A 23,372-nucleotide genomic window follows, 5' to 3' on the forward strand; every position below is an offset into this window, starting at 1 on the left:
TTACCTGAATGCAGTGAAACGTGATTTTTTCTCGTTCATCAATATGATTGGGTGATGAGGGGGCGTCTAGGAATAAGCTCGAATCCCACAGATAGAGTAAAGGTATTATCAAGCTGGGCCGACTAGAACCCGGTTTTATATAGTGTATTTCACAGTCTAAATAGTGGTGTCTCGTTGTGTTACATGGGGATTAAATCAGTAGCTGACTGTTTTGTTAATCCGTTAGTTCAACGATGCTTTGAATCTTCTGGGTTAAGCCTTGATCTCAATTTTTCTAAAGAATGATCGTATTCTGTATAGAGAAAATCGAATGCACTGGTACCCAGCCCAACAAGTGGAAATGCCAGAAGCAGATATTTGCCATCACACATAACGGTGTTGTTTACTTCCCTGGCTACGGGCTTGACCGGGATATAGGCCACGCAAGGCATTGAAACCTGTGCTTGACGTTCTCGGTGAACATAAATATAGCTGGGGCCTTGCATACAGGTTCCTCCAGCCAACGGTTTCTTGGGTGGAAAGCGCTCACAGGATATGTTGGCTAGTGAATCAGAACGCGACATTGCTGCTGCTAAAGATGAGGCGGTGGGGATCTCGCAGGGAAGTCATATTCACTTATGTAAGGCATGCTACAGTAATCAGATTGCCAATTCGAAAAGCAAAAAGCCCGCCTAAGTTTCCTTAAGCGGGCTTCTCTAAATATGGCTCCTCTGACTGGACTCGAACCAGTGACATACGGATTAACAGTCCGCCGTTCTACCGACTGAACTACAGAGGAATCGTGTGAACGGGCGGAATGATAACGGGGTGCCGGGGGGAAGTCAAAGGGGATTACGCATTCTGCGTTTGTTTGCTTATAGAATGCGCAACCCGTTGAGCTTTTGGCAGATTTATCCCATGGATGCCTGTTTCAAACTCAGCCGACCACTCGGCATCAACGCTAAAACTGCGGGAATAGCCGCCGTTCGGATTATCTTCAGAGACCCGCGGCGGATTAACCGAGATGGAACAGGGGGATAGACATCGAGAAATACCCCGCCCGGAACGACGAGCGGGGTAAATTCAGCTTACTCGTCGGCGAGGACAAACATGCCGAACGGATGGATTTGCAGGAAGTAACTGTCGCCCGGTTCGGGCTGTAACTGCGTAGCGTTTACCTGCAGCAGCAGCGACTGATCGTGCCAGTTCACCAGCACCTCATATTGCGGCCCCATGTAAGCCACTTTACTGATGGTGCAGCGCTGGCTCGGTTCCCCATGTTGGCTGAGGGTAATCGCTTCCGGGCGTACGCCCACGGTACATTGCTGCAAACCGGGGGCAAACCCTTGCGGGCGTGGCACCGGGTAGCCAAAGATCTCTACGCCGCTGCTGGTTACCTTGGCCGGGAAGATGTTGGCATCGCCCATGAATCCGGCCATAAAGCGCGAGGCCGGGTAACGGTACAGCGTTTGCGGCGCGCCAATCTGCATGATTTCTCCTTTGTTCATCACCAGCACGGTGTCGGAAACCGCAAAGGCTTCGCTCTGATCGTGGGTGACGTAGAGTGAGGTGATGTTGAACTGCTGCTGCAACTCGCGGATCTTCTCACGCATGCTGCGGCGCAGGTTGGCATCCAGGTTACTCAGCGGTTCATCGAACAGCAGCACCTTGGGTTTGAGGATTAGCGCACGTGCCAGGGCGACACGTTGCTGCTGGCCGCCGGAGATCTGATCGACATAGCGCTCTTCAAACCCCTCCAGATCGACCAGCATCAGGGCTTCACGTACCCGATCGCGGATCTCCGCCTTGGGCCTTCCCAGCATTTTCAGACCATAGCCGATGTTATCCCCCAGCGACATATGGGGGAACAGCGCGTAGGACTGAAACACCATGCAGATGTCTCGCTGCTGAATGGAACGATCGGTCACGTCCTCGCCGTCGATAAAGATCTGCCCGCCACTGGGTTTCTCCAGTCCGGCGACCAGACGTAGGACCGTGGTTTTACCGCAGCCGGAAGGGCCAAGCAGCGTCACCATATCCCCACGGGGGATCGCCAGGCTCAGGTTTTCAATCACGGTGTTGTTGCCAAACCGCTTGGCGACGTTTTTCAGTTCAACAAAGTGCTTCTTATCTTGAATGTCAGACATGTTGTTCATCCTTCTCCGCCGGGTATCAGGCCGCATTCCGGGCTTTGGAACGCGCGACCCGCGCTTCGCCAACCAGGGCATCAAACAGGAAAATAATCGCCAGCATCACTACGATCAGGATCGAGCCGTAGGCGATGGCCACGCCATACTCGCCGTCCTCGACCCGGTTAAGGATGTAGGACGTCGCGACGCGCGTATCTGGCGTAACCAGGAAAACAATGGCGCTCACGGTGGTCATGGCACGGACAAAGCTGTAGACCAACGCCGAGAGGATCGCCGGGCGCAGCAAGGGCAGCAGGATATACACTATGGTGCGTAGCGAACCGGCACGCAGGCTGAGGGAGGCCTCATCCAACGACTTGTCCAACTGTCCCAAACCTGCGATACCCGCGCGGATCCCCACCGGCACGTTGCGCATCACCATCGAAATGATCACGATGGCTGCCGTTCCGGTCAGGTAAACCGGCGCGCTGTTAAACGCCAGAATGTAGGAAACACCGGCCACGGTTCCTGGCACCGCGAAACACAGCATGGTGCTGAACTCGATCACCTTCTTGCCTTGGAATTGCTGGCGTACCACGATGTAGGCAATCAGCAGGCCGAAAATGGCAGTGATCGGTGCGGCAATCCCGGCATACAGCAAGGTGTCGATCAGGGAAGGCCATGCGCCGTCGCTGAAGCCTTGGCCGAACAGCTTGCTGAAGTTGTCCAGCGTCAGCGTGTAGTCCACGCCCCAGTTAACGGTAAAGCTGCCGTAGAAAATGCTGCCGTACAGCAAGATGTTGAAGGCGATCCAGACATACAGCATCAGCGAGACGCCCCACACCAGCGTCACCGGCAGCGGCTGAACGTCGCCGTGGTTGGATTTGCCGGAAATGGTCACGTAGGAACGCTTGCCGATCCACATGTATTGCACGCAGAACACCAGCAGCGAGAACATCAGCAGCACCACGCCCAGCGTACTGGCTGCCTGATAATCAAGCTGCGCACCGGTAATGTAGAAGTAGATCTGCGTGGCCAATACGTCGAAGTTGCCGCCGAGAACCAAGGGGTTACTGAAGTCCGCCAACGATTGAACAATGACGATCAGGAACGAGTTGGCCAGTGCCGGTTTCAGCAGCGGCATAAACACCTGGGTAAAGGTCTGGAAGCGGTTGGCGCGCAACGTGTAGGACGCCTCTTCCAGCGACGGATGGATGGTCTTGATAGCCCCATCAAGGATCATAAATGACATGGGCGTAAAGGCCAGCACCTGGGCCAACCAGATCCCGGTAAAGCCGTAGAGCCAGTTGGTATTGGTCAGGCCAAACCAGGTCACCATCAGCTCGGTGATGTAGCCGGAGCGGCCCATCATCAGGGTGACGCCCAAACCAACCACAAACGGAGGTGTGACGATTGGCAGGATCGAGAAGATACGGCCAATCACCGCCGAACGGCGGGCGATACGCGTGGTATAAATCGCCAGCACCATGCCAAAGAAGGTACAGCCAATCCCGACGGCCACTGACAGCAGGAAGGAGTTCCAGATCACCTGCAGGATATGCGCCTGCCCGAGCGTTTGCATAAACGCTAACGGGGCGAAGGCACCGGCCTCATCGGTGAACATCGGGATAAAGATGGCGATGCTGGGGTAAATGATAAACAACACGATCAGGGCGATCACTGCCACCAGCGATCCGAGTACGAAGCGATCGCCACCCAGCCATTCCAGCCTTGAGAGCGCAAGGGTGATCACTGCGCCCATTGCCACCAGCAGTGGCAAGGTTGCGAACCCCATCCCGGTACCGGTCGCGGCGGCGCTGATAAATACTAATAGCCCACAGGCCAGGGCGTAACCGGCATCAAACAGGTGGCGGTTGCGTTGCTCGCGACCAGTGGCAATCTGCGGGCGCACAGCCAGCAGCAGCGGGGCGGCAAACCACAGCACAGCCAGGCCTGCATGTGACCATCCGTAGGCCGCCAGCAGCTCTTCGCTGGTCGCCTCCAGCAGCCCGTAGTCCAGGCTGTAGGAAGGCAGTAGGGCGAAACCTGCCAGCGCCAGCAGCAACCAGTAGAAAATGGGATCCCGCCCCTGCGCTGTGCGCAAGGTGATGGTTTCAGACATGATATTCCCCGGAATAAACGAAAATGAAGCGGGCGTAGAGCCTACGCCCGATAGATGCTGGATGGGATCAGTGGCCCATCTTCACGTCGTTAACCCATTTGGTGATCAGCTTTTTACGCATGTCGGAAGCGCCGTAGGTATCCATGTCGTAATCGATCAGTTTCAGTTGATCCAGCTTCAGCGAGTTAGGGGAGGTCTCTGCCGTGGTATTGGTCAGGATCTGGTAAGACTGACCCTTCTTCCAGGAAAGCTCCTGAGCCTCTTTTGACAGTGCCCAATCCACGAACAGCTTGGCGTTTTCCATATTGCGGGCGTTCTTGAGGATGCTGATGCCGCCGATTTCATAGCCAGAACCTTCGCACGGGGAAACCAGAGTCAGAGGGGCACCTTTCTCTTTTTCCAGCGAATAGTCGTGTAGGAAGCCAATACCGATCGTGGTTTCACCGCGCGCGGCGTTGCGGGCCGGGGCGATGCCGGACTTGGTGTACTGTGAGATATTGCCGTTCAGCTGTTTCAGGTAATCAAAGGCGGCTTCTTCGCCCCACAGCTGCGCAAAGGTGGCCAGTGCGGTATAGGCTGTGCCGGAGCTTTGTGGATCGGCGATTTGGATCTCCCCTTTGTAGATCGGGTTGGTCAAATCCTTCCAGCACTTGGGTTCAGGCAGATTTTTCTCTTTCAGACGATCGGTGTTGACGCCAAAACCGAGAATGCCGATATACACCGCAGAGGAGTAGTTGCCTTTACGTTTGGCCGGATCGCGGAACTGCGGCATGATTTGCTCCAGGTTCGGCGAAGCGTAAGGCTCCAACAGGTCCATTTCGCCAGCCTGCGATTGAGGATCCAGCGTGCCGCCATACCAGACGTCAGCCTGCGGGTTTTTCTTCTCCGCGTCTACCTTGGCCAGGGTGCTGCCAGAGCCGTTGCGGATAAAGCTGGTCTTGACGTCATATTTCTCCCCGAAGACTTTGGCTTCTTCCTCGCACATGGCGTTGGTGGCGCTGCAATAGATCACCAGACGGCCTTTGGCCTGCACGGTTCCGGCCAGGGCAGTCAGCGCCAGCGTGGTGGCCAGCAGGGTGTTGAGAGGTGTCAATTTCATGGTGTTGTCCTTTTTGTTGTTGTCTTTGTAGGGTAAAGCAAACCAATTTCCCCTCACCCCAACCCTCTCCCCCAGGGAGAGGGAGCTGATCCGGTGTTGCTATTGGGTGCGAGGATCAATCTGTGGCACTTTTTATCCTCTGGCTCCAGTCCCTGCGATCTGACGTCCGACGCAGAAGATAATATGTTGCACATTCGGTCCCCTCTCCCTGTGGGAGAGGGTTAGGGTGAGGGGGATTGCACCGACTAAAAACCCTCATCACCCTGTAAAAATCATGTCTTACTGTTGCCGTATCTGCCCGGCCATCAGCAGCGGCATCAACAGCAGGCCGACGCAGGTGGCTGCCAGTGCCAGAAGGGCAAAAAAGCCATACCAGCCGTAATGCTGCAATACCTGCGCCAGCGGCCAACCGGCCAGCGCGGCCCCCAGATAGGCGAACAGACCAAGAAACCCGGTCACGGTCCCGGCCGCGTCCTTGTGGCAGTGCTCCGTGGCGGCCAGCCCGATCAGCATCTGCGGCCCAAACACAAAAAAGCCGAGGCCGAAAAAGCAGGCCGAAAGCAGCCCGTAATGGTGCAGTGGGGCCAGCCACAGAGCGGTCGTCGTCACAAACAGTCCGATGGAGAACAGCAGGATCATCGGTGCTCGCAGGCCGCGAAACAGCAGATCCGATCCCCACCCGGCAAACAGCGCGCCAAACAGCCCACCCAGTTCAAACAGTGACAACGTGGCGTTGGCCTTCATCAGGTTGACGCCGTGGCTCTCCGCCAACCAGATGTTGCCCCAATCGTTCAGCGCAATACGTATCAGGTACACCAGGATGTAGGACACACCGAGCAACCAGATGGTCGGATTACGCAATATGGTGTCAAACAACATCCGCCGCATCGGCATTACCGGGCTTTGCTGCTCTTGCCACAGCTCCAGCGGATCGCGCCGCCAGTGTCCTACGCTGGGTAATCCTTGCTGCTGCGGTTTACCGCACAGTTGCCAGCACAACCACAGCCCAATCAGCATCCCGATGGCTCCCGGCAGCAACAGCGCAGCCTGCCAACCGTAGTGCGAAGCCATATATCCGGACAGCAATGGCACGGCCGCACCGCCCAGGCTGATCGAAGTATTCCAGGTGCCCCACCAGAAGCCACGCTCGTTGCGCGAATACCAACTGGTGAGCATCTTGGCGCAGGGCGGCCAGCCCCAGCCCTGAAAGAAACCGTTTAACGTCCAGACCACCAGCAATGCTGTCAGCGAATGACAAAAGGCAAACACGATGTTCAGCACGCCGGTGATAAATAGCCCGACGCCCATAAACCAGCGCGCCTGGCTGCGATCGCTGACGATGCCGGAGACAAACTTAGAGCCGCCATAGGCCAGGTAAAACAGCGTACCCAGCAGGCCGATATCCCCTTTATCCAACCCCAGTTCGAGCTGCATCACCGGCATCGCATAGCTGACGCTTTTGCGTGTCAGATAAAATGCGCCGTAGCCGACGATCATCGAAAACATCAGGCGTGGTCGCCAGTAGCGGTAACGAGCGCTGATTTGCTCTGCGGTTAACGTGGCCGATGCCATGGGGTCCTCCAGACAGTGAGAGCAGTGTAGGGTGCAGAAAACAGGATTGGATGAGACAAGGTTTTAGGCACCTAAGACTAAGTCCTAGTCAGACGGGGTTTTTGTTCAGTTTTGTGGGCAGGTTAACAATTATGCGCGTGCCATTACGCCGATGGAGCCGCCAATCGCCCCCCAATGCGCGCACTCGCTCTTCGATACCGCGCAGGCCAAAACCGCTGGTGGGCTGCAACGGCATGCCCTGGCCGTCGTCACGGACTTCCAGAGTGATCGTCTGATGGGTTTGCGTCAGGCTTAAATGCACATGACTGGCGCAGGCATGTTTGCTGATGTTATTGAGCAACTCCTGTGCCACGCGGTAGAGGGTAAATACCAGGGTTTCATCATCTGGCGTGACTGGCAGGCGGTAATCCAGCTGGAAGCTGATCCCCTGTTCGGCAAAGGAAAACTCATCGGCCAGGTGGTGCAGGGCTTTGTCCAGCTCCATCTCTTCCAACACCGGTGGGCGCAGTTGCCGTAGCAGGGTACGGGTGGTGTGGTGGATGCGTTGTGACAACGAATCAATCTGCTCCGCGGCCAGACGGGTGGCTGGGGCGGTGGCGCTGCGGTTCACCAACATCGCCTGGATCTGAATGGCGGTAATATTCTGGCCGATTTCATCATGTAACTCGCGTGCGATGGCTTTGCGCACCTCTTCTTCGGTACCCACCAGCCGCTCCATCAGGTGTCTTTTGGCCGCCAGCTCTTGCTCCAACTGCTGGCGATAGCGCTGTAGCTTTTGCGCCAATTGCTGCTGACGGCTGATGGCAATCCCCAACCCAATTCCCAATAGCGCCTGGGTAGAAAGGAATAGCTCCAACTCTTGCAGATCCTGAAACGCGCCACCGGCCTGGCGAGTGAGGGTGATCATCACGCTGCCAAACAGCGCCGCCAGTACGCCCCCTTGCCAGCCAAAGCGATAAGCCATAAACACGTTGGGCAGAAAGATAAAGATCAACAGCAGCCGCTCCATCTCCGGGGCGATCGCCAGTTGCACGCAAATCCCCATGGTGAGAAACAGTGAACACCACAGCAGTAGCGAGGTACGTAGCTGTGGTGTTGAGGGGCGCGGAACGGGCATCGACGTCACCAGTTGCTGGCGCAGGTAGGTATAAATCAGATAGACGAAAGGCACCAGCAGCACGCCGCCGGTAAAGCTGGTCAGCAAGGTTTGGCTGATACTGGATGGCAGCCAGATCCCCGCCAATAATCCACACAGCAGCGCATTGGCAGCGATGGCCGCCAGCAATAGCGATAACCGTTGCCAGTACAGGTGATAGCGATACCACAGCCGCTGAGTGGCCCAGGCTGGTAGCAGGCTTAACAACGGCAGCAACAGCACCGAGCGATCGCTCAGCAATTGCTGGTCATGCAGCCATAACAGCGTGGCGGCTTCCGCCAGTAACAGCGTGAGCCAGTAACGCCGGGGTAGCAGGATCAGCAGCGCCAGCCGCAGCCCTTGAGGAAACAGCAGTACGGCCTGTTGACCGTTATGGCTCAGGTGCAGGCTAATGGTCCACAGGGCCAGCCAACTGAGGGCAAAAAACAGCGCCAGAAACAGCGAAAGCGCCAGGCGGCGCACCATTGGCGGCACCGGTTAACTCCCGGCAAGCAGTTGATGTTGCAGTGCGAAATGCACCAGTTCCACGGTCGTGTCGCAATGCAGTTTGCCGAGGATATTGGCGCGGTGCACCTGTACGGTCTTATGGCTTAAGGTCAACTGTTGGGCGATGGTTTTGACACTCAGGCCGTTGACCAGCAGATCGAAGATCTCTTTTTCGCGCGGGGTGAGTACCTGCAATTCTTTCGGTGGCTGCGGAGTATGGCGCAGTGCCCGTAAGGCATCCGCGCACAGGTAAAGCCCGCCGCTGCTGACGGCGCGCACCGCCTGCACCAATTCATGGGGGCCACAGCGTTTGGTAAGATAACCACCGGCCCCGGCATCAATCGCGCTTTGCACGAAGGCATTGGTGTCATAGATGCTGAGAATAATGGCGCGAAAGGTGGGGCGCTGTTGGCGTAAACGCTGGAGCAGGCTGAGGCCGCTTTCATCCGGCATGGCGATATCCAGCACCGCCACGTCGATCGGATCGCGCAGTAAGTGTGGCCATGCCTGTGCCGCCGAGTCGAACTGGCCGACGATACGGATATCCTCTTCCAACGACAGTAACTGGGCAAATCCGGAACGAACCACCACGTGGTCGTCTATCAGCGCAACGTTAATCATAAGCCTGTAACAAAGTGTGAGATTTTCCGCATCATGCGCAGGAAAACCCTGGCTGGCAACTGTTGCGCTGCAAAATGGAAGGGAGTTAACAGATTGGCATTAAAATGGCCTGCCGCATCGACCCAGAGTATCCCTGTAACCAGCGCTGTTATTGCCTTCCTGCGGTTATTTTACGCAATTCGCTTCGTTTATCCCCTCAGTAGCATGACCCCCGTCGCAAACCGGGAAGGTTGCAAGTTTGTCCATATAAATAGCATTCAAAGATATGGGGGAAATCGCTATCGAGGCTGTAGAGTCCCTCTACGGGAATGTTGTGCAGATGTAAAAACGGCATCCCGGTAAATCGTCACTAACAATAAAATATAAATAATACCAATGTGTTACCTCGCTATTGGGCTGTTATGCCTCAACCTACATTAGATCCGGGAGTGTTAGATGAAAAAATTGAGTGTGAAAACGTTATTGGCAGCTAGCCTGTTCAGCATGCTGGTGGGCTCGGGCGGTGCATTGGCGCAAGAAGTGGAAGTCGTCAATATTTCGAAAATCGCCGGAATGCCCTGGTTCAACCGCATGGGTGAAGGTGTGGAACGTGCCGGTAAAGGCCTGGGGATCAAGGCCTATCAGGTTGGCCCATCCAGTACCGACGCCCCACAACAGGTTAAAATTATTGAAGATTTAATCGCCAAGAAAGTCAGTGCCATCAGTATTGTGCCGAACGATGCCGATGTATTGGAACCCGTATTCAAGAAAGCGCGTGACGCCGGTATCGTGGTATTAACCAACGAATCACCAGGGCAGCCTAGCGCTAACTGGGATATTGAAATCATCGATAACGCCAAATTTGCCGCCGACAACGTGGAAGAAATGGCAAAAGCGATGGGCGGAAAAGGGGGGTATGTCATCTATGTCGGTAGCCTGACCGTGCCACAACATAACCTGTGGGCAGATTTGTTTGTTAAATACCAGAAAGAGCATTATCCGGAAATGTTTGAAGTGACCAGCCGTATGCCTGTCGCCGAGAGCATTGATGACTCACGCCGCACCACACTGGATCTGATGAAAGCACATAGCGACCTGAAAGGTATTGTGGCCTTCGGTTCACAAGGCCCAATTGGCGCCGGGCGCGCAGTGAAAGAGAAACGCGCGAAAAACAATGTTCACGTGTTCGGCATGATGATCCCCTCTCAGGCAGCCTCGCTGGTTAAAAGTGGTGATATCGCCATGGGCGTCACGTATGACCCAGGTTCTGCCGGTTATGCACTGACTGCCGTTGCTGACAAAGTGCTTAAAGGTGAGAAAATCGAAACAGGCATGGAGATCCCAGGGGTGGGTAAAGCGGAAGTTGATCAGGATAAGCACCTGATTCAGTTCCACAATGTGCTGCGAGTCACCAAAGATAACGTGGATTCTCTGTATTAATTCCCCCGCATTACCGCAGAGCCGGACCCCTTGTTCGGCTCTGTGAACAATGCCCGCCTGGAGTAAGAGGATGTATGCAGCCATTTATTACCCTGGAAAATATCAGTAAAACCTTTTATGGCGTCAAAGCGCTGAATAAGGTGGCCATGACCCTGTTACCGGGTGAGGTACATTGCCTTGCTGGGCAGAACGGTTGTGGCAAATCAACACTGATCAAGATTATCTCTGGTGTTTACCAACCCGATAGAGATGCCGCCATTATTATTGATGGCAAAACCTATTCAACCCTCACGCCTATTGAGTCTGTCCGCCTGGGGATCCAGGTCATTTATCAGGATTTATCATTATTCCCGAACCTGACCGTGGCTGAGAATATCGCCATGAACCATTATCACCATCAGCTGTGGGTGCATAAACGTCAGATGCGGGAGACCGCCGAGCGCGTCATTAACAGCATTGATGCCCACCTTAATCTGGACGAATTGGTTGAGAATTTATCTATCGCTCAGAAACAATTAGTCGCTATCTGCCGTGCGCTTGCACAAGATGCCCGCCTCATTGTGATGGACGAGCCAACCGCGTCGCTGACCCGGCAAGAAGTTAACGGCTTGCTACGGGTGGTGCATGAGCTGAAATCACGCAATATCTGCGTGGTATTTGTGAGTCACCGGTTGAGCGAAGTGCTGGAGATTTCAGACCGTATTACCGTGCTGAAAGATGGCCAGTGGGTTGGAACCTACCCCGCTGCTGAAGTGGATAATCAGCGGCTGGCCTGGCTGATGACGGATATGAAATTTGATTTTCAGGTGCTACCGCCTTACCGCGCAGCGCGTCCGGTCGTGCTGGCAGTGGAAGCGCTTTCCCGCGGCAACGAATACCAGAATATCTCACTGGCTTTGCATCCTGGCGAAATTGTCGCGTTGGTTGGTTTGCTGGGGTCTGGCCGCACAGAGCTGTGCCTCAGCCTATTTGGTTTAACGAAACCCGAGTCGGGCAGCATTCGTATCAATGATAAGCCAATGCGGTTCGCCAGTAACCGCGATGCCATTGCCGCCGGTGTGGGCTATGTCTCGGAAGACCGAATGAGCACCGGGCTGATTATGGAGCAATCGATCCGCGACAATATCAGTGCCACGGTATTACACCGGCTTAAAAATGCCTTTCACCTGATGCGGGCCGAGCGAGTCGACACACTGGTCGAAGACATGGTGAAACACCTGTCGATCAAAATCGGTAATAGCGACTTGCCGGTCAATACGTTGTCCGGTGGAAATGCGCAGCGCATTGCCATCGCCAAATGGCTGGCAACCGACCCGAAAATACTGATCCTCGACTCGCCGACCGTTGGGGTCGATATCGCCAACAAGGCCGGCATTTATAATATTATCAATGCATTGGCGGCTCGTGGGATTGCGGTATTAATGGTTTGTGATGAGATTGATGAAGCTTACTTTAATAGCCACCGTATTATCGTTATGCGGTCCGGGCGGCTCGTGCAGGAGTTCTTGCCAAGTAACAGCAGCGAAGCTGCCATTGCGGAGGTAGTCAATGGCTAATCCCCATGTACTCAATAAATCTGATGTAGGAAAAACAGGCTTATTCAATAAAGAGCATCTGAAACGCCATGAAGTTATGTTGGCTTTTACCATATTGATTATTTCGACTTATCTTGCTTTCACCAGCCCAGAATTTCTGACGCTCGCCAATATTTATGACTTGATAAATAACTACGCCATGCTAACCATTTTGGCGTGTGGTTTTTTTATCGTTTTGATTTCTGGCGGTATTGACATTTCATTCCCGGCGATGACCATTATCTCGCAATATGTCATGGTGACATTCATTGTGAAGTTTGGTGGTAATTTCCCGGTGGCTTTCGCACTGGCGGGAGGCATCGGCTTGTTGCTGGGGGTGATCAATGCGCTATTGGTTAATCGCCTGCGGGTGCCGTCCATCATTATTACCATTTCCACGCTGAATATCTTCTACGGGTTGCTGTTGTATCTCAGCCGGGGTGTCTGGCTGTATACCTATCCAGAATGGTTCGAACATGGGCCAATGCTGTTCTCTTTCACCGCCGCTGATGGCTATGACTATGGCCTTTCGCTGCCCATTTTGACCTTGCTGGCGACGATTATCGTCACTGCCTTGGTGATGACTCGCACCAGCATTGGCCGGCAAATTTATGCGTTGGGCGGTAATCAGGAAGCGGCATCCCGCATGGGGTTCAGCATTGTTAAGCTGCAACTGTTTGTTTATGGCTATATGGGGTTTTTATCCGGTATTGCCGGTGTGGTGCAGTCCTATACCGTCTTGACGGTGGCACCGGACTCGTTGCTCGGTTATGAACTCACCGTGCTGGCGGCGGTGGTGTTGGGCGGGACCAGTATTGTCGGCGGGCGGGGTACCCTAACCGGGACTCTGCTCGGGGTGATCCTGCTGGCAATATTACAAAATGGCTTGAATTTACTGGGTATTTCGTCGTATTGGCATAGCGTGGTGATCGGTCTGGTGATCGTCATCAGTATCAGTGTGACAGCCTGGGGCCAACGTCATAAGGTAGGGATATAACCATGTCGAAAACAACTCAACGTGATCATACCGAGTGCTGGTTAGTGGCACTGCTGGTGCTGGTGGCGGGCGTGTTCAGTGTGCTGATCCCACAGGTATTCTGGTCTGCGGCCAATTTTCAATCCATCGCCTCACAGATCCCCGTCGCGGGGATATTGACGCTGGCGATGGCGATCACCATGCTGACCGGTGGCATCAACTTATCCATTATTGCCACTGCGAACGCCAGTGCGCTGGTGATGGCCTGGGTGTGCACCCATCTTGAGCCAACGTTCAGTTCATTGATAGTGATGCTGTTGGCTGGGGTTTCGGTTGCCTTGGTGGTTGGGATCATCAATGGGGTGCTTATCTCGGTGGTTCGGGTATCCCCAATTCTGGCGACACTGGGCATCATGACCTTGCTCAAAGGGGTGAACGTGCTGATCTCCAAAGGCTCGGCGATTTCTAACTTTCCGAGCTATGTACTGGCATTGGATCGCAGCTATTTCCTCGGGGTTCCAGTACCGCTTTATCTGTTTGCCGTGGTGGCGTTGCTGCTTTGGCTTATGTTGGCCAAGACCCCGCTGGGCCGACAGATATACCTGTCCGGCTCCAACGAAAAAGCCACCTTTTTCTCTGGGATTAATACCCGCCGCACGCTGATTTGGGTCTATGTCATTTCCTCGTTACTGTGTGCCGTCGCGGCGTTGCTGATGATGTCCAAACTCAACTCGGCCAAAGCCTCCTACGGTGAGTCACTATTGCTTATCACTATCCTGGCGACGGTATTAGGCGGGGTAAATCCTGATGGTGGATTTGGCAAGGTGTTCGGCATTGTGCTAGCGCTGTTCCTGTTACAAATGCTGGAGAGCGGGCTAAATATCATGGGAGTCAGTAGCTATATCACCATGGCACTGTGGGGATCGCTACTGCTGGCGTTTATCTTTGTCAAAGGTGCAAAAGTCCCGGCATTGCGTTTCTTAAGGCAGAACAAGCCGTTGCAGTGATAGTGCAAGTTCACCAAACTGGTTCGACAGCCCCAGGAGCAGCCCACTACATCACGGTATGTTGGGCGCTCCTGTTTAGCCATTGCTTGCAGAACGATAGATCCGCTGGGGCCTGCCCACCTTGCCGTAAATAATCTCCGCCACTAATTGATCGTTGGCGCTGAAAAACTCCAGATAACGCCGGGCAGTGGTGCGGCTCAGCCCGATCTGTTGTGCCACGCTTTCTGCCGTATGGCGCACTTGCGGATCTTCGAACAAAGCGCGGATCTTCATCAGCGTAAGCTCATCAATGCCGGTGGGCAACGCGGTCTGATCGCCACCGCGGGCGTAGGTATTGAACATCTCATCGATACGGCGTTGGTTGACCCGCGCTGTGTCTTTCAGCGCTTCGCGCCGTTGGCTAAAGCGTTGCAGGGTTTGCGCCAGGCGGTCATAGGCCAGGGGTTTGATCAGGTAATCGAACACGCCATAGCGCAGCGCTTCGGCCACGGTGTCCATATCGCTGGCGGCGGTGATAAACACAATGCCACCGCCGTAGCCTTGTAGCGTCAACTCGCGCAGCAGTTCTATGCCCTGGCCGTCCGGCAGGAAATTATCCAGCAGGATCAGGTCGGGTTTAAAACGTTCGGTCATCGTACGTGCCTGTGCCAGGGTGCCTGCCAGCCAAATCTGCCGACACCCGCCATTCTGCTTGATGAATTCCGCATGCATTTCTGCCAACGGCGTTTCATCCTCAACAATCAGAATATTTAGCCACTCCATGTTAATTCCCCGTTGCTTAATTATGCTGCTAATTAAATCTCAGCGAGATGGTTATTTAATTAAACACTATGTCGCTAATAAAAACTATAAAAATAATTAAGTAAATAAAAACCATTAAACAACTTATTTACTGCGGGTAGATTGTGAAATAGGTCAATAATCAGGGAGTTATTTGTGTTTAACATGGCGCCATTAAATACCCCGTTCGTGTTATGGACCATTTCAACTCAATGGTTTTTAAGGTTTTTATTACACCTTAATGTTAACTGTAATGGGATTTTGTATTTCAAATGTTATTGATAAGTTATTTTAGAGAGACTGACATGCTGGGCGATGCCGTATTTAATCGGGTGAAAAGATCGGATCACAAAAATATAGCGGCAATTAATGCTTTTTTGCGTAGTAACGATCTGAATATTGATACCACGGTCGAGGTTTTTATCACCGTGACCCAGGGCGAGCAATTGGTTGCCTGCGGAGGTATCGCCGAAAATATTATCAAATGCGTGGCCATCAGCCCGCAAATGCGCGGTGAAGGCTTGGCGTTATCATTGGCGACCGAACTGGTGAATCTGGCCTATGAGCGCCATCACACCCAGCTGTTTATCTACACCAAAGTGCAGAATGAGGCGCTGTTTCGCCAGTGTGGTTTCTACCCGATTGCCAGCGTGCCGGGCATCGTGGTGCTGATGGAAAACAGCCCGTGCCGCCTGAAGCGTTACGCCGCACAACTGGCCAGCGAGCGCCAGCCGGGCGACACCATTGGCAGCATCGTGATGAATGCCAACCCCTTTACCCGCGGCCATCAATATCTGGTGCGGGAAGCTGCCGCCCGCTGTGACTGGCTGCATCTGTTCCTGGTGAAAGAAAACACCTCGCGCTTCCCGTATGAAGATCGCCGCAATCTGGTACTGAAGGGCACCGAGGGGATCACCAATCTGACGGTGCATGAGGGGTCTCAATACGTGATCTCCCGCGCCACTTTCCCTTGCTACTTCATTAAAGAGCAGGGGGTTGCCGACGACTGTTACACCGAAATCGATCTGAAAATTTTCCGCCAGTATCTGGCCCCCGCGTTGGGCATCACGCATCGATTTGTCGGCAACGAACCGTTCTGCGCCGTCACGGCGAAATACAACCGCGACATGCGTTACTGGCTGGAAACTCCGGCGTTGCCTAGCCCACCGATCGATCTGGTGGAAATTGAGCGCTTGCAGTACCAGGGCACGGCGATCTCTGCCTCCTGGGTACGCAAGCTGCTGGCTGCGGGAGACTTCCATGCCGCCGCGCCTTTGGTGCCGAAAGACACGCTGTACTACCTGCAGGATCTGCAGGCACAGCGCCGGGCCAAGCCAATACCGCAAGAATTTGAGTCCGCACAATCAGGTGAACAATGAAAATAATCCGAGAAGCAATGGCCGGCACGCTGGAATCCAGCGATGTCATGGTCCGTATCGCGCCAGCAGAAGGCCCGGAACACGATCTGCTGATTGCCAGCAGCGTGGAAAAACAGTTCGGCGATGCCATCCGCCACACCCTGTTGCAGGTTTTGCAGCAGTACGACGTGCCGCCGGTGCAGGTGATTGTCGACGATAAAGGCGCACTGGACTGTGTGCTGCGTGCACGGCTGGAAACCGCGCTGATGCGTGCCAGCGAATCCGCCACGCTGCCTTGGGAGGAACGCCGTGAAAACGCTGAATAAACACCGTATGCGCCGCAGCATGCTATTCGTGCCGGGGGCGAATGCCGCCATGGTCAGCAACGCCTTTATCTATCAGGCCGATGCGCTGATGTTCGATCTGGAAGACTCGGTGATCCTGCGTGAGAAAGACGCGGCCCGTCGCCTGGTGTATCACGCACTGCAACACCCGCTGTATCAGGAAGTAGAAACCATTGTGCGCGTTAACGCCTTGGATTCGGCTTATGGCCTGGCGGATCTGCAAGCGGTGGTGCGTGGCGGAGCGGATATCGTCCGTCTGCCAAAAACCGACACCGCGCAGGACGTGGTGGATATGGAGCGTGAAATCGCCGCCATTGAACGTGCCTGTGGGCGTCCGGTCGGCAGCACTGGCCTGCTGGCTGCGATCGAGTCCGCACAGGGCATCACCAACGCGGTGGCGATTGCACAGGCTTCCCCAAGGTTGATTGGGATTGCACTGGGTGCCGAAGACTATGTACGAAATCTGCGTACCGAGCGCTCGCCGGAAGGTATTGAACTGCTGTTTGCCCGTTGCTCATTGCTGCAGGCTGCTCGCTCAGCCGGGATCCAGGCGTTCGATACCGTCTATTCCGATGCCAACAACGAAGCGGGTTTCCTACAGGAAGCGGCGCTGATCAAACAGCTGGGCTTTGACGGTAAATCGCTGATTAACCCACGCCAGATCGAACTGCTGCACAACCTGTATGCGCCAACCGCCAAAGAAGTGGCTCATGCCCAGCGAGTGGTCGATGCGGCAGAAGCGGCAGAAAAAGAGGGGCGCGGCGTGGTTTCGCTGAACGGCAAGATGGTCGATAGCCCGGTGATTGAGCGGGCCCGTCTGGTACTGCAACGCGCAGCGCTTTCCGGCGTGCGTGAAGAACCGAACCACAGCGAGGAAGCATGATGAAACGCCAACAACGCCTGATGACCTTGAACAATCACGCCGAGATGCGGCTTTATCAGGAAGCCTCCAAGGCCAACCTGCAGGCGCGTAAACCGCGCGATATCAAACGCTGCGAGTCGCTGGAAGTGGCGATCCGCCGCAGCGGCCTGCAGGACGGTATGACCATCTCTTTCCACCACGCATTCCGTGGTGGCGATCTGGCCCTCAACCAGGTGATGGATGTGCTGGCGAAGATGGGCTTTCGCAACCTGACGCTGGCCTCCAGTTCATTGACCGATTGCCATGCGCCGCTGGTCGGCCATATCCGCAATGGTGTGGTGAGCCGTATTTATACCTCTGGCCTGCGTGGACCTTTGGCAGATGCTATTTCGCGCGGCTTGCTGAAAGAGCCTGTGCAGGTTCACTCGCACGGTGGCCGGGTCAACCTGGTCGAGTCAGGTGAGTTGCAGATCGATGTTGCCTTCCTCGGGGTACCGACCTGCGATGAGTTCGGTAATGCCAATGGCTACACCGGTGATGCCTGCTGCGGTTCCCTCGGCTATGCCAAGGTGGATGCCGCCGCGGCCCGTAGCGTGGTGCTGCTGACCGAAGCAATCGTGCCTTATCCGCATCATCCCGCCAGCCTGGCACAGGATCAGGTCGATCTGATCGTGCAGTTGGAGCGAGTAGGGGATGCGGACAAGATCGGTGCCGATGCCACGCGTATGACCTCCAACCCGCGTGAGCTGCTGATTGCCCGCCGTGCTGCCGAGGTGATCGTTGACTCTGGTTACTTCACCGAAGGCTTTTCCTTACAGACCGGCACCGGCGGTGCTTCGCTGGCCGTAACGCGCTTCCTGGAAGACAAGATGCGTGCCCGTGGCGTCCGCGCCGGTTTTGCGTTGGGCGGGATCACCTCCACCATGGTGGATCTGCATGAGAAAGGCCTGATCGGCAAACTGCTGGACGTGCAGAGCTTTGACCGCGCGGCGGCCATGTCATTGGCTCGCAATCCAAACCACATCGAGATCAGCGCTAATCAATACGCCAACTTCAGCTCTAAGGGCGCGTCGGTTGACCGCCTGGACGTGGTGGTGCTGAGCGCGCTGGAAATTGACACCGGCTTTAACGTTAACGTGCTGACCGGTTCCGACGGGGTGATCCGTGGCGCTTCCGGTGGCCACTGTGATACCGCAGCGGCGGCGCGGTTGGCGATTATTGTCGCGCCGTTGGTACGTGGCCGCATTCCTACGCTGGTTGAGCAGGTGACTACCTGCGTGACGCCGGGCTCCAGCATCGACATTCTGGTGACCGACCACGGTATTGCCGTTAACCCTGCGCGCCCAGAACTGGCACAGAGATTACGCGAGGCTGGCCTGCAGGTGGTCACCATCGAATGGCTGCGTGAGCGTGCGCTGGTACTGACCGGCGAACCGAAACCGATCGCCTTTACCGATAACGTGGTGGCCGTGGTGCGCTATCGCGACGGTTCGGTGATTGACGTCGTACATCAGGTCGCGGAGTAACGCCATGGCTTACATCTCCCCCGAATTGGCCGCCAGCCGCGCCGTAAGTTTGCCCGAACTGCTTTCCAGCCGTGAATGCCGGCAGGCAAGGCAACAGGCGTGGCTGGCGCGCCATCCTACCGCCACGTTGGTGGTGCTCACTCTGGTGGTGCCGGGGGCGGTGAAAGACAGCCCCATGACGCGGCGCGTGTTCAACCTGGGTAGGCAGGCCTTGCAGCAGATGTATCGCCAACAAGGCTGGCTTTGTTTGCAGCAGAAGACCCTGGGGCTGCCCACTGGCTGCGAAGGCTATCTGGCGCTGCAAGCCGATGCCCGTGCGGTGAAAGAGGCGGCCATTCAGCTGGAAATCCAGCAGCCGATTGGCCGTCTGTGGGATATCGATGTGCTGACCCCGCAAGGGAAGATCCTGTCGCGGCGCGAACTTGGTCTGCCTGAACGCAGCTGTCTGCTGTGCAATCAGCCAGCCAAGATTTGCGCCCGCCAACAGAGCCACAGCACCGAACAACTGCTCAATGCAATGGAAAGGATGCTCAATGATGCACTCCCAGCCTGATTGGCAGCCGGCGGTTACAGATCTTTCGCACAGCCAGCGCTTTGCCCGCGACGCCTATCGAGCGCTGTTGGTGGAGGTCAACCTGACGCCGAAACCGGGGTTGGTCGATCGCCACAACAACGGCGCGCATCGCGACATGGATATTGGCCATTTCTACCGCAGCTCGCGGGCGATTGGCAGGTGGCTACCCTATTTTATCCGCCAGGGTATGGCCGACGCCGCTTTGCCCGCCGAGCAGCAGCTTGCGCGCCTGCGCCCATTGGGCATGGCCTGTGAACAACAGATGTTCCGTGCTACTGGCGGTATCAACACCCATAAAGGCAGCGTGTTCTCGCTAGGGCTGTTGTGCTGCGCCTTTGGCCGCTTACAGCAACAACAACGGCAGACTGACGCCCAAAGCCTGTGTGGTGAAGTTGCCCAGATGTGCCGAGGGTTGGTCAGCCGGGAGCTGCAACGCAACAACGCGGGCCAGACGGCAGGGCAACGGTTATTTGCCGAGTTTGGCCTGAGCGGTGCCCGTGGTGAGGCTGAATCCGGCTTTCAGCGGGTGATTGGCGGCTCGTTGCCGCTGTATCGCCAGAGGATGGCCAGTGGCTGTGGCGAGCAGGTCGCGCTGCTGGACAGCCTGCTGTGGCTGATGGCGCATAACGATGATACCAACGTCGCCTCGCGGGGCGGCATCAAAGGGCTGCGCTGGTTACAACACTATGCCAGCCAGTTATTGGCACAGGGAGGGGCAGGTACGGCGCAAGGAATTGCTCGTTTGCGGCAGTTCGACGTCGCGTGCATCGCACGCAATCTCAGCCCCGGCGGTAGTGCCGATTTATTGATAGTTACCTGGCTGTTGGCGCAGTTGCCGCAGACGGGGGCTTAAAAAAATAACGAAGCCTTCAGGAGAAGTGTCCATGTCCGAAACCAAAGAGAAAATCTGGAAAGCGATCGCCCCGTTGGTGGTGCTTGCCGTCCTGTTAATGATACCCACGCCGGAGGGAATGCCACCGCAAGCCTGGCGTTACTTTGCCATCTTTGTGGCGATGATCGTCGGTATGATCCTGGAACCGATCCCGGCCACGGCGATCAGCTTTATCGCCGTGACCGTCAGCGTGCTCAGTTCCAACTGGGTGCTGTTTGGCGCCGAAGAGCTGGCCAATCCCAGCTTTAAAGCCGGTAAAGAGGCGCTCAAATGGGGGCTGGCCGGATTCTCCAGTACCACCGTCTGGCTGGTGTTTGGGGCCTTTATCTTCGCGCTGGGCTATGAAGCCACCGGGTTAGGGCGACGCATCGCGCTGTTCCTGGTGAAGTTCATGGGCAAACGCACCCTGACGCTGGGCTACGCGGTGGTGATCATCGATATCATGTTGGCGCCGTTTACCCCGTCCAACACCGCGCGTACCGGTGGCACCGTCTTCCCGGTGGTGAAGAACCTGCCGCCGCTGTTTGATTCCTTCCCGAACGATCCTTCCTCGCGCCGCATCGGTGGTTACCTGATGTGGATGATGGTGGTGGGGACCAGCATAAGCTCCTCCATGTTTGTGACCGGTGCTGCACCTAACGTGTTGGGTATCGAGTTCGTCAACAAGATTGCCGGGATCAATATCACCTGGATGCAATGGTTCCTGGCCTTCCTGCCGGTTGGGTTGCTGCTGCTGATCGTTGCGCCGTTGATTTCCTACTACCTGTACAAGCCAGGCGTTACCCACAGCGATGAAGTGGCTGGCTGGGCCAATACGGCACTGGGGGAGATGGGGAAACTGACCCGCAAAGAATATACCCTGATCGGCCTGGTGTTACTCAGCCTGTGTCTGTGGGTGTTCGGCGGTAAAATTTTGGATGCGACAACGGTGTGCTTGCTGGCGGTATCGCTGATGCTTGCCCTGCACGTGGTCAGTTGGAAAGACATCACCAAATACTCCAGCGCCTGGAATACCCTGGTTAACCTGGCAACGTTGGTGGTGATGGCCAGTGGCCTGAGCCGCTCCGGCTTTATCGATTGGTTTGCCACCACCATGAGCACCCATCTGGACGGTTTCTCACCGAAGATGACGGTCGTTCTGCTGGTGTTGGTGTTCTACTACGCGCACTACCTGTTTGCGAGCCTGTCGGCCCACACCGCGACCATGCTGCCGATGATCCTGGCGGTAGGTAAAGGCTTGCCAGGTGTGCCGATGGAACACCTTTCCATCCTGCTGGTGCTGTCTATCGGTATCATGGGGGTATTGACCCCATATGCCACTGGCCCTGGGGTAATCATCTATGGCTGCGGCTATGTGAAGTCGAAAGACTACTGGCGTCTTGGCGGTATCCTCGGCGTGGTGTATATCGCGGCGCTGCTGTTGATCGGCTGGCCAATTCTTAGCCTGTGGTATTAAGTTAATCGGCGGCCATCCACGGATGGCCGCTGTTGCAATCCCTTCGCCCGTGACGCCCGTCACACACTTTCATGTCGAACGCCGTCATTATACAAAACCAACGTTAACCTACTCATAACAATCATATTTAGGGAACCTCTGCGGATGAGAAAAAAAACGTTACTCCTTTGCCTGCCTTTACTGTTCAGCGGCACCGCCTTTGCCGAGAACGACGGTTATCAACTGGAACAGGTGCTGGTGATGAGCCGCCATAACCTGCGCGCACCGCTGGCGAACAACGGTAGCGTGCTGGCCCAGTCCACGCCGAAAGCCTGGCCACAGTGGGATACGCCAGGTGGCTTGCTGACCACCAAGGGCGGCGTGCTGGAAGTGTATATGGGCCACTATTTCAACGCGTGGCTCAAGCAAGCGGGCATTTTGCCGCAGGAAGGTTGCCCAGCCGCTGACAGCGTTTACGTGTATGCCAACAGCCTGCAACGCACGGTAGCCACCGCGCAGTTCTTTACCAACGGCGCATTCCCAGGCTGCGACATCAGCGTGCATCATCAGGAGAAAATGGGGGAGATGGATCCGACCTTCAACCCGATTATCACCAACAGCAGCGAAACCTTTAACCATCAGGCGTTGAGCGCCATGAATGCCGAGCTGGCATCGCTGAAGCTGGACGCCTCCTACAAACAGCTCGAGCAGATCATCGACTACAAAGACTCTCCCGCCTGCAAGACTGACAAGCAGTGCAACCTGGCCACTGAACCGAACAAAATGAGCGCGGTGCCGGGGAAAGAGCCAGGCGTTTCTGGCCCGCTGAAAGTGGGTAACTCGCTGGTGGATGCCTTTATGCTGCAGTATTACGAAGGCTTCCCGATGAAAGACGTGGCCTGGGGCAAGATTGTGACGCCGCACCAGTGGCAGCAGTTGGCCAAGCTGAAAGATGGCTATCAGGATTCGCTGTTCACCTCGTCGGTCGTCGCCCAGAACGTTGCCAAACCGCTGCTGACCTATATCAACTCGGCGCTGATTAGTGAGCGCAAGGCGGATTCACCGAAGCTGACCGTGCTGGTAGGGCATGATTCCAACATCGCTTCGTTGCTGTCAGCGATGAAGTTCAAGCCGTATGCGTTGCCGAAGCAGTATGAGAAGACCCCGATTGGCGGCAAGCTGGTGTTCCAACGTTGGCACGATGGCAAAGGCGATCGCGATCTGTTGAAGATTGAGTATGTCTACCAATCAACCGAACAGTTGCGTAATGCCGAACCGCTGACGCTGAACACCCCTCCGCAGCGCGTCACACTGGCGCTGGAAGGCTGCCCGGTCGATAAAGATGGCTTCTGCGCCTGGAGCGACTTTGAAAAAACCATGAAGGACGTCTTGCATTAACAGTGCTGCCGGGGCGAACCGTTTCGCCCCGGCCAGCCGCGCGGTATATACTGTCTCAACGGA

General features: G+C 55.6%; 20 protein-coding genes and 1 tRNA gene. 12 read left to right on the forward strand and 9 right to left on the reverse strand.

What is annotated here, in order from left to right; translation table 11 throughout:
• Window positions 1-227: 227 nt before the first annotated feature.
• The 8 genes from A6U95_RS30480 to A6U95_RS02220 all read right to left on the reverse strand — a co-directional run bounded on the left by A6U95_RS30480 (window position 228) and on the right by A6U95_RS02220 (window position 9,164).
• Complete coding sequence (locus tag A6U95_RS30480) at window positions 228-485, reverse strand: hypothetical protein (protein WP_139102304.1); 258 nt, start codon at window positions 483-485, stop codon at window positions 228-230.
• Between the two features lie 217 nt (window positions 486-702).
• Window positions 703-778, reverse strand: a tRNA-Asn gene (locus A6U95_RS02190).
• A 289-nt stretch (window positions 779-1,067) separates the two neighbouring features.
• Window positions 1,068-2,126, reverse strand: coding sequence for a ferric ABC transporter ATP-binding protein (gene fbpC, locus A6U95_RS02195; protein WP_037375424.1), 1,059 nt, complete (start codon window positions 2,124-2,126; stop codon window positions 1,068-1,070).
• 25 nt (window positions 2,127-2,151) lie between these two features.
• Window positions 2,152-4,230, reverse strand: a complete 2,079-nt coding sequence (locus A6U95_RS02200) for an iron ABC transporter permease (RefSeq protein WP_024528122.1) — start codon at window positions 4,228-4,230, stop codon at window positions 2,152-2,154.
• 67 nt (window positions 4,231-4,297) lie between these two features.
• The gene (locus tag A6U95_RS02205) at window positions 4,298-5,329 is read right to left on the reverse strand and encodes an ABC transporter substrate-binding protein (protein ID WP_024486073.1); all 1,032 of its coding nucleotides are present in this window, start codon (window positions 5,327-5,329) and stop codon (window positions 4,298-4,300) included.
• A gap of 279 nt (window positions 5,330-5,608) precedes the next feature.
• Complete coding sequence (gene uhpC, locus A6U95_RS02210; RefSeq protein ID WP_065683279.1) at window positions 5,609-6,901, reverse strand: MFS transporter family glucose-6-phosphate receptor UhpC; 1,293 nt, start codon at window positions 6,899-6,901, stop codon at window positions 5,609-5,611.
• 88 nt (window positions 6,902-6,989) lie between these two features.
• Entirely contained in the window at window positions 6,990-8,522 is a 1,533-nt protein-coding gene (locus A6U95_RS02215) for an MASE1 domain-containing protein (protein ID WP_065683280.1), read from the reverse strand.
• Window positions 8,523-8,534: 12 nt separating this feature from the next.
• Entirely contained in the window at window positions 8,535-9,164 is a 630-nt protein-coding gene (locus A6U95_RS02220; RefSeq protein WP_021805795.1) for a response regulator transcription factor, read from the reverse strand.
• 483 nt (window positions 9,165-9,647) lie between these two features.
• Between A6U95_RS02220 and A6U95_RS02225 the strand changes: the two genes are divergently transcribed.
• The 4 genes from A6U95_RS02225 to A6U95_RS02240 all read left to right on the forward strand — a co-directional run bounded on the left by A6U95_RS02225 (window position 9,648) and on the right by A6U95_RS02240 (window position 14,140).
• The gene (locus tag A6U95_RS02225) at window positions 9,648-10,583 is read left to right on the forward strand and encodes an autoinducer 2 ABC transporter substrate-binding protein (protein ID WP_241810611.1); all 936 of its coding nucleotides are present in this window, start codon (window positions 9,648-9,650) and stop codon (window positions 10,581-10,583) included.
• 74 nt (window positions 10,584-10,657) lie between these two features.
• Window positions 10,658-12,139: a sugar ABC transporter ATP-binding protein gene (locus A6U95_RS02230; RefSeq protein WP_065683282.1), complete on the forward strand. Its 1,482-nt coding sequence runs from the start codon at window positions 10,658-10,660 to the stop codon at window positions 12,137-12,139.
• Window positions 12,140-12,215: 76 nt separating this feature from the next.
• On the forward strand, window positions 12,216-13,154 hold the full coding sequence (locus tag A6U95_RS02235) for an ABC transporter permease (RefSeq protein ID WP_029711009.1): 939 nt from the start codon (window positions 12,216-12,218) through the stop codon (window positions 13,152-13,154).
• A 2-nt stretch (window positions 13,155-13,156) separates the two neighbouring features.
• Entirely contained in the window at window positions 13,157-14,140 is a 984-nt protein-coding gene (locus A6U95_RS02240; RefSeq protein ID WP_065683283.1) for an ABC transporter permease, read from the forward strand.
• A 75-nt stretch (window positions 14,141-14,215) separates the two neighbouring features.
• Here A6U95_RS02240 and dpiA read toward each other — a convergent pair whose 3' ends face one another.
• On the reverse strand, window positions 14,216-14,902 hold the full coding sequence (gene dpiA, locus A6U95_RS02245; protein ID WP_024528132.1) for a two-component response regulator DpiA: 687 nt from the start codon (window positions 14,900-14,902) through the stop codon (window positions 14,216-14,218).
• A 323-nt stretch (window positions 14,903-15,225) separates the two neighbouring features.
• Between dpiA and citC the strand changes: the two genes are divergently transcribed.
• The 8 genes from citC to agp all read left to right on the forward strand — a co-directional run bounded on the left by citC (window position 15,226) and on the right by agp (window position 23,309).
• Window positions 15,226-16,299, forward strand: a complete 1,074-nt coding sequence (citC, locus tag A6U95_RS02250; protein ID WP_065683284.1) for a [citrate (pro-3S)-lyase] ligase — start codon at window positions 15,226-15,228, stop codon at window positions 16,297-16,299.
• Window positions 16,296-16,604, forward strand: a complete 309-nt coding sequence (gene citD, locus A6U95_RS02255; protein WP_024528134.1) for a citrate lyase acyl carrier protein — start codon at window positions 16,296-16,298, stop codon at window positions 16,602-16,604. Before citC ends, citD begins: the two co-directional genes overlap by 4 nt.
• The gene (citE, locus tag A6U95_RS02260) at window positions 16,588-17,505 is read left to right on the forward strand and encodes a citrate (pro-3S)-lyase subunit beta (protein WP_172413978.1); all 918 of its coding nucleotides are present in this window, start codon (window positions 16,588-16,590) and stop codon (window positions 17,503-17,505) included. The genes citD and citE overlap by 17 nt, the downstream gene beginning before the upstream one ends.
• A complete protein-coding gene (gene citF / locus A6U95_RS02265) occupies window positions 17,505-19,010 on the forward strand; it encodes a citrate lyase subunit alpha (RefSeq protein WP_065683285.1) in 1,506 nt (501 codons plus the stop codon). The genes citE and citF overlap by 1 nt, the downstream gene beginning before the upstream one ends.
• Before the next feature lie 4 nt (window positions 19,011-19,014).
• Window positions 19,015-19,563 carry a citrate lyase holo-[acyl-carrier protein] synthase gene (gene citX, locus A6U95_RS02270; RefSeq protein WP_024528136.1) on the forward strand — a complete coding sequence of 183 codons (549 nt, stop codon included), beginning with the start codon at window positions 19,015-19,017 and terminating at the stop codon, window positions 19,561-19,563.
• Window positions 19,547-20,437: a triphosphoribosyl-dephospho-CoA synthase CitG gene (gene citG / locus A6U95_RS02275; RefSeq protein WP_139102308.1), complete on the forward strand. Its 891-nt coding sequence runs from the start codon at window positions 19,547-19,549 to the stop codon at window positions 20,435-20,437. The genes citX and citG overlap by 17 nt, the downstream gene beginning before the upstream one ends.
• Before the next feature lie 31 nt (window positions 20,438-20,468).
• Window positions 20,469-21,932: an anion permease gene (locus A6U95_RS02280; RefSeq protein WP_024528138.1), complete on the forward strand. Its 1,464-nt coding sequence runs from the start codon at window positions 20,469-20,471 to the stop codon at window positions 21,930-21,932.
• Window positions 21,933-22,076: 144 nt separating this feature from the next.
• Complete coding sequence (gene agp, locus A6U95_RS02285; protein ID WP_065683287.1) at window positions 22,077-23,309, forward strand: bifunctional glucose-1-phosphatase/inositol phosphatase; 1,233 nt, start codon at window positions 22,077-22,079, stop codon at window positions 23,307-23,309.
• Window positions 23,310-23,372: the final 63 nt, after the last annotated feature.

The organism is Serratia sp. 14-2641, from assembly GCF_001692375.1.
GTDB lineage: Bacteria > Pseudomonadota > Gammaproteobacteria > Enterobacterales > Enterobacteriaceae > Chania > Chania fonticola_C.

Bases quoted from the DNA above. Each gene is read 5' to 3' on its own strand.
- A6U95_RS30480 (WP_139102304.1), bottom strand. From the start codon at position 485: ATGCAAGGCCCCAGCTATATTTATGTTCACCGAGAACGTCAAGCACAG.
- fbpC (WP_037375424.1), bottom strand. From the start codon at position 2,126: ATGTCTGACATTCAAGATAAGAAGCACTTTGTTGAACTGAAAAACGTC.
- A6U95_RS02200 (WP_024528122.1), bottom strand. From the start codon at position 4,230: ATGTCTGAAACCATCACCTTGCGCACAGCGCAGGGGCGGGATCCCATT.
- A6U95_RS02205 (WP_024486073.1), bottom strand. From the start codon at position 5,329: ATGAAATTGACACCTCTCAACACCCTGCTGGCCACCACGCTGGCGCTG.
- uhpC (WP_065683279.1), bottom strand. From the start codon at position 6,901: ATGGCATCGGCCACGTTAACCGCAGAGCAAATCAGCGCTCGTTACCGC.
- A6U95_RS02215 (WP_065683280.1), bottom strand. From the start codon at position 8,522: ATGGTGCGCCGCCTGGCGCTTTCGCTGTTTCTGGCGCTGTTTTTTGCC.
- A6U95_RS02220 (WP_021805795.1), bottom strand. From the start codon at position 9,164: ATGATTAACGTTGCGCTGATAGACGACCACGTGGTGGTTCGTTCCGGA.
- A6U95_RS02225 (WP_241810611.1), top strand. From the start codon at position 9,648: ATGCTGGTGGGCTCGGGCGGTGCATTGGCGCAAGAAGTGGAAGTCGTC.
- A6U95_RS02230 (WP_065683282.1), top strand. From the start codon at position 10,658: ATGCAGCCATTTATTACCCTGGAAAATATCAGTAAAACCTTTTATGGC.
- A6U95_RS02235 (WP_029711009.1), top strand. From the start codon at position 12,216: ATGTTGGCTTTTACCATATTGATTATTTCGACTTATCTTGCTTTCACC.
- A6U95_RS02240 (WP_065683283.1), top strand. From the start codon at position 13,157: ATGTCGAAAACAACTCAACGTGATCATACCGAGTGCTGGTTAGTGGCA.
- dpiA (WP_024528132.1), bottom strand. From the start codon at position 14,902: ATGGAGTGGCTAAATATTCTGATTGTTGAGGATGAAACGCCGTTGGCA.
- citC (WP_065683284.1), top strand. From the start codon at position 15,226: ATGCTGGGCGATGCCGTATTTAATCGGGTGAAAAGATCGGATCACAAA.
- citD (WP_024528134.1), top strand. From the start codon at position 16,296: ATGAAAATAATCCGAGAAGCAATGGCCGGCACGCTGGAATCCAGCGAT.
- citF (WP_065683285.1), top strand. From the start codon at position 17,505: ATGAAACGCCAACAACGCCTGATGACCTTGAACAATCACGCCGAGATG.
- citX (WP_024528136.1), top strand. From the start codon at position 19,015: ATGGCTTACATCTCCCCCGAATTGGCCGCCAGCCGCGCCGTAAGTTTG.
- citG (WP_139102308.1), top strand. From the start codon at position 19,547: ATGCACTCCCAGCCTGATTGGCAGCCGGCGGTTACAGATCTTTCGCAC.
- A6U95_RS02280 (WP_024528138.1), top strand. From the start codon at position 20,469: ATGTCCGAAACCAAAGAGAAAATCTGGAAAGCGATCGCCCCGTTGGTG.
- agp (WP_065683287.1), top strand. From the start codon at position 22,077: ATGAGAAAAAAAACGTTACTCCTTTGCCTGCCTTTACTGTTCAGCGGC.